The organism is Chitinophaga sp. ARDCPP14, from assembly GCF_051362515.1.
Classification (GTDB): Bacteria; Bacteroidota; Bacteroidia; order Chitinophagales; family Chitinophagaceae; genus Chitinophaga.
Map to the genome: position 1 here is coordinate 55123 of NZ_JBKIXB010000012.1, position 12094 is coordinate 67216.

At 46.1% G+C, this 12094-nt stretch carries 13 protein-coding genes; all 13 read right to left on the reverse strand.

Going from position 1 to position 12094, the window contains the following annotated elements; all coding sequences use genetic code 11:
* Nucleotides 1-30: 30 nt before the first annotated feature.
* The 13 genes from ACLHR0_RS26430 to ACLHR0_RS26490 all read right to left on the reverse strand — a co-directional run bounded on the left by ACLHR0_RS26430 (nt 31) and on the right by ACLHR0_RS26490 (nt 12063).
* Nucleotides 31-1830: a DEAD/DEAH box helicase gene (locus ACLHR0_RS26430; RefSeq protein WP_370911385.1), complete on the reverse strand. Its 1800-nt coding sequence runs from the start codon at nt 1828-1830 to the stop codon at nt 31-33.
* 123 nt (nt 1831-1953) lie between these two features.
* On the reverse strand, nt 1954-3270 hold the full coding sequence (gene rimO, locus ACLHR0_RS26435; protein WP_429065399.1) for a 30S ribosomal protein S12 methylthiotransferase RimO: 1317 nt from the start codon (nt 3268-3270) through the stop codon (nt 1954-1956).
* A gap of 217 nt (nt 3271-3487) precedes the next feature.
* A complete protein-coding gene (locus ACLHR0_RS26440; protein WP_436490719.1) occupies nt 3488-4369 on the reverse strand; it encodes a cupin-like domain-containing protein in 882 nt (293 codons plus the stop codon).
* A 207-nt stretch (nt 4370-4576) separates the two neighbouring features.
* A complete protein-coding gene (gene ftsY / locus ACLHR0_RS26445; protein ID WP_436490721.1) occupies nt 4577-5539 on the reverse strand; it encodes a signal recognition particle-docking protein FtsY in 963 nt (320 codons plus the stop codon).
* Between the two features lie 363 nt (nt 5540-5902).
* The gene (locus tag ACLHR0_RS26450; RefSeq protein ID WP_079468085.1) at nt 5903-6076 is read right to left on the reverse strand and encodes a DUF4295 family protein; all 174 of its coding nucleotides are present in this window, start codon (nt 6074-6076) and stop codon (nt 5903-5905) included.
* A 74-nt stretch (nt 6077-6150) separates the two neighbouring features.
* Complete coding sequence (gene rpmG / locus ACLHR0_RS26455) at nt 6151-6333, reverse strand: 50S ribosomal protein L33 (RefSeq protein WP_370911381.1); 183 nt, start codon at nt 6331-6333, stop codon at nt 6151-6153.
* Between the two features lie 30 nt (nt 6334-6363).
* Nucleotides 6364-6600: a 50S ribosomal protein L28 gene (gene rpmB, locus ACLHR0_RS26460; RefSeq protein WP_079468087.1), complete on the reverse strand. Its 237-nt coding sequence runs from the start codon at nt 6598-6600 to the stop codon at nt 6364-6366.
* Nucleotides 6601-6792: 192 nt separating this feature from the next.
* Nucleotides 6793-7380, reverse strand: a complete 588-nt coding sequence (locus tag ACLHR0_RS26465) for a carboxymuconolactone decarboxylase family protein (RefSeq protein ID WP_370911380.1) — start codon at nt 7378-7380, stop codon at nt 6793-6795.
* Nucleotides 7381-7491: 111 nt separating this feature from the next.
* The gene (locus ACLHR0_RS26470; protein ID WP_133810274.1) at nt 7492-8046 is read right to left on the reverse strand and encodes a peroxiredoxin; all 555 of its coding nucleotides are present in this window, start codon (nt 8044-8046) and stop codon (nt 7492-7494) included.
* Nucleotides 8047-9052: 1006 nt separating this feature from the next.
* Nucleotides 9053-9781 carry a bacillithiol biosynthesis deacetylase BshB1 gene (bshB1, locus tag ACLHR0_RS26475; RefSeq protein ID WP_436490724.1) on the reverse strand — a complete coding sequence of 243 codons (729 nt, stop codon included), beginning with the start codon at nt 9779-9781 and terminating at the stop codon, nt 9053-9055.
* A gap of 35 nt (nt 9782-9816) precedes the next feature.
* Nucleotides 9817-10311 carry a hypothetical protein gene (locus ACLHR0_RS26480; protein ID WP_436490725.1) on the reverse strand — a complete coding sequence of 165 codons (495 nt, stop codon included), beginning with the start codon at nt 10309-10311 and terminating at the stop codon, nt 9817-9819.
* A 46-nt stretch (nt 10312-10357) separates the two neighbouring features.
* On the reverse strand, nt 10358-10981 hold the full coding sequence (locus ACLHR0_RS26485; RefSeq protein WP_370911377.1) for a DUF4294 domain-containing protein: 624 nt from the start codon (nt 10979-10981) through the stop codon (nt 10358-10360).
* 80 nt (nt 10982-11061) lie between these two features.
* Nucleotides 11062-12063 carry an alpha/beta hydrolase gene (locus ACLHR0_RS26490; protein ID WP_436490727.1) on the reverse strand — a complete coding sequence of 334 codons (1002 nt, stop codon included), beginning with the start codon at nt 12061-12063 and terminating at the stop codon, nt 11062-11064.
* Nucleotides 12064-12094 lie beyond the last annotated feature (31 nt).

Below are 12094 nucleotides of genomic sequence, written 5' to 3' on the forward strand. Positions count from 1 at the left end.
TCTTTTTATATTGCTATTCCGTTTTGCGGATTAGTATTTTTTCTTGTACGGAGGTTTGCCACCGCTGCCGAAAGACTCACGTCTGTCGCCACCGCTGCGGCTACCGCCCGTGCGGCTGCCACCTTCTGCACTCCAGCTTCTTTTACGCGGACCATCTTCACGACGCGGGCCACGATCGCCTGCGCCGGCACCGGTGCGGGGACGTCTGTCGCCATCCTGGGACATTTCTATCCTCACGCTGCGGCCGTTATATTCCACTTTCTTGAAAGCTTCGGTTACTTTAGGCAGTTCTTCGTTCTCTACTTCAAAGAAGGAGTAAACACCCTTCAGATCAATACGGCCGATTTTATTACCACGCAGACCGGTATTGTCGCACAGGTAACGGAGCATATCGCCGCGGTTGAAATCATCTACTGAACCCAGGTTGATGAATAAACGGGTGAATTTGCCATCGCTTCTGCGCGGACCTCTGTCATCTCCCAGTGTACCGGCACGTCTGTCGTCTTTTGCATTCAGATCAGGCGCATCCTGGTAATATTCAAGGAACTGGTTGAACTCGAGGGAAGCAAAACGTTTGATCAGGTCTTCCTTGCTCATGGAGGCAAACTCTTCGTTAATGCGTTCCATGTAAGGTTCAATCTGCTCTTCGTTTACTACTACGTTATGTACTTTATGCACCAGGCCAAACAGCTGTTTTTCACATACTGCGAAACCATCCGGTACTTCAGACTTTACAAATTTTTTCTGGATCACACGTTCAATCTGGCGGATCTTTCCGGTATCACGGCTGCTGATGATAGCAATAGAGATACCTGATTTACCAGCACGGCCGGTACGGCCACTTCTGTGTGTGTAGTTTTCCACGTCATCCGGTAAATCGTAGTTGATTACGTGTGTTACGTTATCCACGTCGATACCACGGGCAGCCACATCTGTAGCTACTAATACCTGCAGCGCTCTTTCGCGGAAGCGTTTCATCACCTTATCACGCTGCTGTTGGGTTAAGTCGCCATGCAGGGCATCTGCATTGTAACCGTCCTTGATCAGCGATTCTGCAATTTCCTGTGATTCAATTTTGGTACGGGTAAAAACGATACCAAAAATTTCAGGGTTGAAATCCACGATACGTTTGAGGGCCGCATATTTTTCACGCGGGCGCACTACGTAGTATTCGTGTTCTATATTAACGTTACCGCTATTTTTGTTACCTACAGTCAGTTCAAACGGATCCTCCATGTATTTCTTGGCGATACGGCGAACTTCCGTTGGCATTGTAGCCGAAAACAACCAGGTAGTTTTACCTTCAGGGGTGTTAGACAGGATGCTGTTAATGTCTTCCTGGAATCCCATGTTCAGCATTTCATCTGCTTCATCCAGGATCGCATAACGCACATTGTCGAAATTAACCGCACCACGGTCAATGATATCCAGTAAACGGCCGGGAGTAGCCACTACAATGTGTACTCCTCTTTTCAGTTCACGCAGCTGCTGAACAATGCTGGAACCGCCATATACCGCTACGATGCTCACATCGCCAAGGTATTTGCTGAAGTTTTTCAGATCATTGGTGATCTGTAAACAGAGTTCACGCGTAGGGCATAAGATCAGTCCCTGTGGTTTATTTATTTTCAGATCCAGTTGCTGCAGCAATGGCAGGCCAAATGCAGCAGTTTTACCGGTGCCCGTCTGGGCAAGACCTACGAAATCGCGGTCACCTCCTAACAATACTGGTATTGCCTGTTCCTGGATGGGAGTTGGGGAAACGAAGCCCAGGTCCGTAATTCCCTTTAAGATAGGCTCTTGTAAGCCCAGTGATTCAAATGTAGTCATATTTGCATTAATCAAGCTCCGTCGGGAGCTGTGTATATAGCTTCCAGCAGTGCGCTGTCAGCTGTTAAAAATATTATTTCAGCTTCCAGCGGTTAGCTATCGGCTGTTGGTTACCTTCAGTGATTAGCTGTTGGTTACCAGTTCTCCTTCGAGGTCGTAATCAAACGCCTTGGTGATACGTACTTCTACAAAGTCGCCCGGTTTCAGGCGTTTGGTAGTGTCAATGATCACTTCGTTGTCTACTTCCACCGAATCAAACTCGGTACGGGCAAGGTATCTGCCTGCCTCTTTTTTATCTACTATTACTTTAAAGATCTTCCCTATTTTCTCCTGGTTTTTTTCCAGGGAGATTTCCTGCTGTACTTCCATTATTTCCTGCGCCCTGCTCTCCTTTTCTTCTGCTGGAATATTATCTTCCAGTTCATAGGCGCTGGTTCCTTCTTCATGACTGTAGGTAAACACCCCTACACGGTCAAAACGCATTCTTTCCAGGAAACCTTTCAGTTCTTCCACGTCCGCTTCCGTTTCACCGGGGAAACCGGCAATCAGGGTGGTACGTAAACAGATACCCGGTACTTTGGCCCTGATGTCATGCACCAGCTGCTCAATTTCCTCCCTGGTAATCTGACGCTTCATGGCCTTCAACATGGCATTGGAAGCATGTTGCAGCGGCATGTCAATATACTTGCAGATATTTGGGAACTCATTCATCACATCCAGGATCTCCATCGGGAATTTGGTGGGATAAGCATAATGGAGACGAATCCATTGCAGTCCTTCCACTCCGGCCAACGCACGCATCAGGTCTCCCAAACGGCGTTGCTTATACAGGTCCAAACCATAATAGGTAAGCTCCTGCGCAATGAGCATGATTTCCTTTACACCGGATTTCACCAGTTTCTGTGCTTCGGTTACCAACTCCTCAATAGGTTTGGAAACATGGCCACCCCGCATCAGCGGAATAGCACAAAAAGAACAGGTACGGTTACAACCTTCTGCTATTTTCAGGTAAGCATAATGAGACGGGGTACTCAGTAATCTTTCTCCAATCAGTTCTGCTTTATAATCTGCATCAAATTTTTTCAGCAGCAATGGCAATTCCATGGTTCCGAACCAGGCATCCACTCCGCCGATCTCTGATTCCAGGTCACCCCTGTAGCGTTCACTCAAACAACCCGTTACGTATACTTTATCCAGTTTACCACGTTGTTTCAGCTCTACCTGCTCCAGGATGGTGTTAATCGATTCTTCTTTGGCCTTGTCAATAAATCCGCAGGTGTTCACCACCACAATGTTATGATCGCGTTTTGCACTTTCATGCACCACATCGATTTCATTAGCCATGAGCTGACCGCTCAGTACTTCTGAATCCACCATGTTCTTGGAACAACCAAGCGTAATAATATTAACCTTGTCTTTCTTTAAAGTTTTTGTCTTCAAGCGCGAATGTTTTTAAACAAGCGGTCAATCATTTGTTGAGCCGCTACCGCCACGAAGACACACAGACACTGATTGAATGTAACAGCAGACTTACTGTATGTGACTTGAGTCTTAGTGGGGGTTAAGGAAGGTGCAAAGGTAGTAAAAAGAATTGACAATTGGAAATTAATGCTAAGTAACTGTTGACTAGCTACTTAGCATAACGTTGAAACCCAGGTCAGCTCAGCGTCTCCATGGCCTTGTCGGCACGTTCGCGGGCCTTCTGCCGTTTATAATGGTACCACCACTTGGGGGCCATCCTGATCATCAGGTTATTCATTCCCCGCAGGCCCACCAGGTGATAAAGCCCGTTTAGTTTATTGACGAAAGAAGGATCCAGCGCCCGGAGACTCATGGCGAAACCGCCATCCAGGTACTCCATATGATGCCAGTAGCCCGCCGGCATAAACATCGTGTCCCCGTGGTTCAGGATAGTAGTATATCCCCGCGCATGTTTCAGCGCCGGAAACTGGTCCTGGTCCAGCTGCTCATGCCAGTTGACGAAGTTCGCCGCGCTCTCTACGGTAAAAGGCATCCGGTAAATAAGCGGCGACTGATTATTCTCCAGCAACAATACCCGCTTACGGCCAATAAACTGGGTATGGAAAATGTGTGAAAGGTCGATGTCGTAATGCATATGCGCCACCGAACCGGCGCCGCCCACAAATAACATCGGGTATTTTTTCAGAAACCCGGAGGCAAATTCATCCGGGAAAGTAAAATCTTCCACCAGCTGGGGAGCATGCTGAAAAATGTTAAACAGGAAAATCCGGAGCGCTACCGGTCCCTGTTGTATCATATCGAGGTAGGCCCCGAAAGTAATATAATCATCTGCTCCGTTGACAAGCGTATTCTCGTTGGCGCGCTCATTATTATATACCCCAACCGTCTTGTCTCCGACTATCGATTTGAAATAATCCCATGTCCACTTGTTGTAGGCCGGCCAGTGCTGGCTAAGCGCCGCCGCCGGTATAATTACAGGTTTACGTGGATGGTAATAGTTCTTCTTGAATTCCGCTGGTGTAATATCTTCAACTCGATCTATGTGCTGTACTATCATACTTACGAATTGTTAAAAAGGGTACAAAAAGGGAACAAGTATTCAAATTTAATAAATGCAGTGCTATTTATAATTACAAACGAAGCGCTTTAATGTTAATCAAATAACGAGCCGGGCTCCTGTTGGGAGCCCGATTGTTTCACCTAAAGTAAAATATTAAATAAGATTTGTGTCAGTTGTTAATTAACATTCACAATGAACAGAAAATCAGCCATTTACACTAAACAGCGAATCTACGAAAGACTCTTTATTAAACACCTGTAAATCTTCCATTTTCTCACCGATACCGATGTATTTTACCGGTATTTTAAACTGGTTGGCAATGGCCAGTACCACACCACCCTTTGCAGTACCATCCAGTTTGGTAATAGCAAGGGCTGTTACCTCTGTGGTTGCTGTAAACTGTTTAGCCTGCTCCAGTGCATTCTGCCCGGTAGAACCATCCAATACCAGCAACACTTCATGCGGCGCGTCTGGGATCACTTTTTTCATCACCCGTTTAATTTTACCCAGTTCATCCATCAGGTGGAGTTTGTTGTGCAAACGGCCGGCGGTATCTATAATAATTACATCCACATCTTTAGCGGCCCCGCTCTGTACCGTATCAAAAGCCACCGCGCCCGGGTCAGATCCCATTTGCTGCTTTACAATAGGTACCCCTACTCTTTCACTCCAGATAGTCAGCTGATCCACTGCCGCTGCACGGAAAGTATCCGCAGCACCCAGCATCACCGACTTACCCGCTTTCTTGAAATTATAGGCCAGCTTACCAATGGTGGTGGTTTTGCCCACTCCATTTACGCCTACCACCATGATCACATAAGGCTTCTTACCGGCCGGTATATCGAAATCACGGAAACCACTATCAGGGGCATCTACCAGCAACGCTGCAATCTCTTCCTGCAACATTCTGTTCAACTCACTGGTTCCCAGATACTTATCTTTAGCTACCCGCTGTTCGATCCGGTCAATGATCTTCACAGTCGTGTCTACGCCAACGTCCGCAGAAATAAGGGCGTCTTCCAGGTTATCCAATACTTCGGTGTCTACACTGGACTTCCCTGCAATGGCGCGTCCTATTTTACTCAGGAAGCTCTCTTTGGTTTTTTGTAAACCCTGATCCAGATTTTCCTTCTTCTCCCTGGAAAATAGTTTATTGAAAAAGCTCATAGTTTAGATTAATTGGGTCCGGTACATCCCGGTTTTTTGGGTGCTAAAATACGCGAAAATTCGCGGATTTTGTCTTTCTCACTGATTACGCGGATTTTGTCTTTCTCAGGATTACACTGATTATACTGATTTAGGGGATTTGATCACTTTGGATTTTAAAAGATTTTGGAAGATATAAGCGGGTATATCCGTATACCCGCTTATATCTTCCAAAATCTCTTTAAATCCAAAAAAATCCAAAAGTAAAAATCAAGGTAATCTGTATAATCAGCGTAATCCTGAGAAAGACAAACTCCGCACCCGCATAACGCAAAAAGCTGTCCCTTAACAGGACAGCCTTTCAGTATTATTAGTAAAGCCGAATTACTTTTGGGTCATGTACTCCTGGATCTTATCCTTGTGCACGATTGCTTCCTTAAAAGTATAAGCACCGGTTTTAGGAGAGCGGATGGCTCTGATAACCTTAGTCCATACCTTTGATTCAGCTGCTGCTTTAGTATCTTTTACTTTCGCGTTCTTTGAAGCTACTTTTGCCATGGTATTCTATTGTTTTTATGGTCCAATGGCTAACTGGCAGTATGCTAATACAGCCATTCACCATCAACAATTACTTATTTAATTTCTTTGTGTACAGTCACTTTCCTTAAAATAGGATTGTACTTTTTCAACTCCAGACGCTCAGGAGTATTTTTCTTATTCTTGTTAGAGATGTAACGGGAAGTTCCGGGTTTGCCAGAAGCTTTGTGCTCTGTGCACTCCAGAATTACCTGTACTCTATTACCTTTTTTTGCCATTGTGTATTACAAATTAAGTGAGTCTTAGAATTAGATTGCCTGACCAGCTGCACGCAATTCCTTCACAACTGCATACAAACCTCTCTTGTTGATGGTTCTTAAACCGTCAGCAGAAACTTTCAATGATATCCATTTGTCCTCTTCTGCCAGGAAAAAACGTTTCTTTTGCAGGTTAGGAAGAAACCTTCTGTTCGTCTTAATGTTGGAGAAGGAAACATGGTGACCTGTAATCGGCTTCTTTCCTGTCACCTGACATACTCTTGCCATGATCTAAAAATTTAGGAATGCAAAAGTCCAATTTATTTATGGATTTTGCAAATATTATTAAATGAATTTATTCACATATGCTTAAAAGACACGCGTGAAAAGCGGCTTCTTAAAATGTGAACACAATGCAAAATATTGATAACCATTCAGTTATCAGGCAAATTTACATCTGTCTTTTGCCGAAAATATTTTTTACAACAGAACGATCAGGCTACGTAAAACGGCTCCTAATCTTACCGATTCCAGCACTCTTTGCTGATCGGTTCCGTGTTTCAACAACGCTTCTTCGTGCGAAGTTACACACATTTCACAACCATTCAGCGCAGACACCACCAGGCTCAGCAACTCAAAAAACTCTTTCCCCAAAACCGGGTTCGCCATAATGCTCATCCGGATACCCGCAGGAGTAGTCGTGTAAAACTCCTTGTTCACAAAATGCCTGAAACGGTAAAATACGTTATTGGCACTCATGAGGGAAGTACAACTGATTACTTCTGCAATCTCCTTGTCGGTTGCGCCTTCCTGCACCGCCAGCTTCTCAAAAGACGCCTGCAGATCCGTATGCTTCTCATTTACCGCCACGGCCAGCCCGATCATATACGCCTCTTTCTTCGACAATGTAGCCGCTGCCAGGGAATTGGATACATTGATCTTCAGATCCTTCAGGTAACGCGCATCCACGTTTACAAGCGACTGCAGCTTTCCTGAAACCGAATCCGCCGTTAAACCCACTGCTTCCAGCAATTGAACAGCCGTATCCTGATTTGTAGTTGCAAACATAATATCTAATTTTTTTATTTAATAATTTTATTACCGGAAGAAGTTGTCCCGCCACGCTTATCCCGGCAGGACAACCCTCTTTCTTAATAAAACCGTAAATGACTTGATTCATTAAGCTGTCAGCGTAGCTTCACCCTTCGTCCAGTTGCAAGGACACAGCTCATCTGTTTGCAGCGCATCCAGTACACGCAGCACTTCTTTCACGCTACGGCCTACAGACAGGTCGTACAAAGAAACCCAGCGTACAATACCCTGAGGATCTACAATGTAGGTAGCACGGTAAGCCACTTTTTCATTGGCTTCCAGGATACCCAGCTCAGTAGCAAGGGATTTGGAAGTATCCGCCAGCATAGGGAACTGCAGGCCACGCAGATCATCATGATCTCTTCTCCATGCAGCATGCACAAACTCACTGTCAGTAGATGCTCCGATTAACACCGCATCACGATCAGCAAAATCCTGCGCATGTTTGTTAAATTCAGCTATTTCAGTAGGACATACAAAAGTAAAGTCTTTAGGCCACCAGAACATCACCATCCATTTGCCGGAGTTCTTCAGTTCTTCAGAAGACAATTCATAAAATTCTTTACCTTTTTCAATTGATACTACAGCCGTTTTTTTGAATTCGGGAAACTCTGACCCTACGGATAAGATAACATTTTTCATAATTACTAATTCTCTTTTTGATTTACAGACTAATGATTTTATGCTTTGACGGCGCAAAGATCACATTACATTCATTATTAATCAAATAGATTTTAAAAATGTGGTATTGAGTTTCTCTATATATATGCCTTTTCACTGCGGCAGGGCGGGCAACAACAAACATGGCAACTATAAGGAAAAAAAATGTTCCGGACTTAACATTTTTATGCTATTTCTGTAACATTTTGGCACGTTATTTAGTTATATAAGTGGACTTTTTTTAATCAATTTAGCATGGAAATGAAGAAAAAATACTTTTTACTGGTGGTTATCACGATTGGACTTGCTTTGATCCCGTTTATTAAAAACAGCATCATCAAACACGATGAATTCGACGCTACCCGAGATCTGTTCATTTAGTGTTTAGCGGGTCCCATTGACCGTTCCTGAAAAGCCCCAAAGCGGGGTCGGACTTTTATACGCCGGTAAGTACTGATGCGACCGGCCTGCACTCCTGCCCCCTCAACTTTTCACAACCTTACTCAGCGGCTGAACTGCCGCCAAACATATCGTCACTTTATCATTAAAAAGAGATGGGCAGACCATAGCGGATATCCCCGCCGTTGTCTTCCCATCTCTTCCAAATGCATAAACAGCCCTATCAAATTCCCCGCTAACCCAAACCAGGCAATGGTTTCCAGATCAAGTCCACATCACCTCCAGGTGACCTCCACCTTTACTGCATGTCAAAGGCTACTCCTAAGCATGTCCCAGGCGTGTTAGAGCCATTCTCCAGCGCAGTCCCCCGCGGATGTTGTCTTGGCTCAGGATTACGCTGATTTTACTGATTACCTGGATTTTTATTCTTTGGATTTTTCTTTGATTTTTAGATTTTCTTAAAATAATAATTAAGGGAGATAAAAGCGAATATCCGCTTCTATCTCCCTTAATCCTTTATAAAATCCAAAAGTAAAAATCCAGGTAATCAGTAAAATCAGCGTAATCCTGAGCCAAGACAAAATCCGCGTCACGTCGTTTCGCTAATCATATCCGCAAAATTCCGGATACCGATCATCTTGGCAGACGTATACCCCTCGGCATACTCCACCCCCACCATCTTACCCAGCATTTTTGCGCGGTAAATAACGCTGTCGAAAAAGCCCGAACCCGAAATGTAGGTTTGCGGTTCATGATCTTTCGGCGCCAGGAACTGTGAACTGAAGCTTTTAATCGCATCCAGCTTCTGCTCCATTACGGCACTGATATCTATTACAAAATCAGGTTCATGATAACGGTCCTGCAGGAAATGAAAAACCTGCTTCGGACGCCACGCTTCCTGCGCCTGCCCGTCTGCCATGGTTTCTATCTTTCTTAACCCTGCCAGGAAACAACTGTCGGCAATCAGTTTGCCGGCCCTTCCGTGGTCAGGATGACGGTCGTCCATTGCATTGGCCAGCACGATGTCCGGGCGGTACTTACGGATCGCCGTAATGATCGCCATTTGCTCCATCGTATCGTTTCTGAAAAAGCCGTCAGCAAGTCCCAGGTTCTCCCTTATTTCCAGTCCCATGATCTTTGCAGCTGCCTGTGCTTCCTGTTCCCGCAGCTCCGGGGTACCGCGGGTGCCCAGTTCCCCCCGGGTGAGATCCACCACGCCCACCTTCATTCCCTGACGCGCATGCACCATCAGTGTGCCTGCACACCCCAGCTCCACATCGTCGGGGTGCACGGCTATAGCCAGTATATCTAGTTTCATATGCTGTAAATTGAGGTGCAAAGATGGGAAAATATTTAGTTATCTGAACTGGTGATAACGATCCCGGCTTTCCGGTCCATCACCTGGTACTTATCCTGTACCTCTTTCTCAGAAATAACCCGTACAGAACGGAAGGTTTTCGGGTCTAAGGTCATCAAACCGGTTTCATTGGTAGGCGTAACCGGTTTGCCGTTTACGATGAAGTAAAAGCTGCTGTCGTTGCCATATTTCCGCAACAAACTGTCATATGCGGGGGATTCATTGCTCAATAACACATTCACCCTTTTACGGGCAAAGGGTTTCGTTTCTATATATACCACGCCGTTCTCCGCCTGGCTGCCATATTTCAGCACCGCCTTTGCGCCTTTGGCAATGGTAATCACGCCAATACGGTCGGGCGATACCTGCCCCATGGCCGACGGCGTCACGATCACGCTGTCCAGCACGTACACGGGATCGTCACTGGCTACCTGTGCCATCGCTCCAACAGAAATAAATAATAAGCTGATAAGTAAGATCCTTGCTTTCATAATAAGCCCTTTTTCATGACGGGCGAATATTACGAAGATAGCCCAATTAATTGTAGGCGCGGAATTGCTGGTACATTTCCAGCTCCTGCACAATCACCTCGATGTCGCGGTCTTCCTGCTTGTCGTAATCACTTTTCAGGTTACCTCCAAAAAAGAAAGCAACGGTTTGCCAAACACGGGCATTAAAGCCGCCTTTGAGTTCCTTGATGATTTCAAAGCAGTTCTGACCCGTTTCACGGTCGATCAGTTTCATCAATACTTTTCCCTGGTAAACGGAGAGGTTTTCCAGTTTATCGCCAAACTGGGCCTTGAGTTCTTTCTCTTTAGAGGCCAGGAAGGCTTTACGTTCCCTTTTATTCATGGTAGCCATGCGGCTGTTCACATCTTTCAGCACTTTTGCCGCCGATCTGGCAAAAGGATAGGTTACATATACCGCGTTGCGTAAACGGCTCCAGCGCTCGCGTTCTTTACGCAGCGCCTTCGGCATTTTAGCTACTACATCAAATATTGCCAGCGTGATTACCGGAACGGTATCACGTCCTACTATCATGGCATGCAACGGTATCACATCAGCACCATGCGCCTCCTGGGCCATCGCATCCGTGTGACAGAGGGATATGACCAGTACCAGGAATAATGAAACGATGATCTGTTTAAAACGGATGCGCATAGTTAACTTAACGTTGCTTATGTACGGAATGTTACCACAAGTTATAAAAAGATTTGAAAATCCGGTTTAACTAAAAAGTGTTACTGTACCGGCCTCATATGTAACTTATTTACTACGAAATCATCTATGGCTTTCTCTACTGCGGGGATATCATGCCCGGTGAGCGCACAGCCCATCACATGGCTGCCGGCGCCGGGTATAGGCACCGCCTCCTTCAGGGAATCGGGCGTTCCCAGCTGCTTTTCCATCTCCAGGATGGCGGCTACCCGCACCGTTTTATCCTGGTGCGTTTCATCTTTATAATAATATAAATTGATCACCGGCTGATGCACCTTTTTAAAGGTCTCCTCCACCATACTGGATTCCAGCAGGTTTTGCAACTGCACCACCGCTTCCAGGCGGTAATTGTTGTACCAGTACTTTGCTATTTCGGGGTCTTTATCATCGCTCCGCCTGAAATCACCTTTGCTCACCGTTCTGGCCAGCTGCAATCCCCAGGGGTTATTGGCCAGGAAGGCCAGGTTGTCGTTGATCGCAACATTGGGCGACATATTGATCATCGCATAAACATCACCCGGGTAGGCCGCTGCCAGCTTCAGCCCCAGTGTGCCGCCCGTGGAGGTGGTCATCAGGATCACTTTATCGCCCAGCGCCTTGCCTATGCTCAGCGCTTCTTCTGCATCTTTCCACAAACCCGCCGCAGTCATATGCAGCAATGGGTCGCTGGTATCGATCCCATGCCCGTCGAGCCGCGACAGGTACAAATTACATCCGTAACGTGCCGCAAAGTTGCGATGCACCGGGTTCCCCTCTTCCTGGCTGGCGGAAAAGCCGTGCAGGTACACCACGGAATAAGGCGTTTTATGATGTCCGGAGTCCTGCCATACTATACGGGCTTCATTATCCGGTTTGAGCCGGTGCCCGGCTTCTTTATGCTGTATGTAGGCTTCCAGGGCCGGGCCGGCAGCCGGTACTGCGGGCAGTTTGTGTTCGTAAACCGGTTCGGCCGGTTTGGGGCCAAGAAGATACACCACAGCTGCTGTGGCTATAACGATCAGGGATATACGCAACCACTTAGGCATCATAAGGATATTTATTCCAGCTAAATGTAGA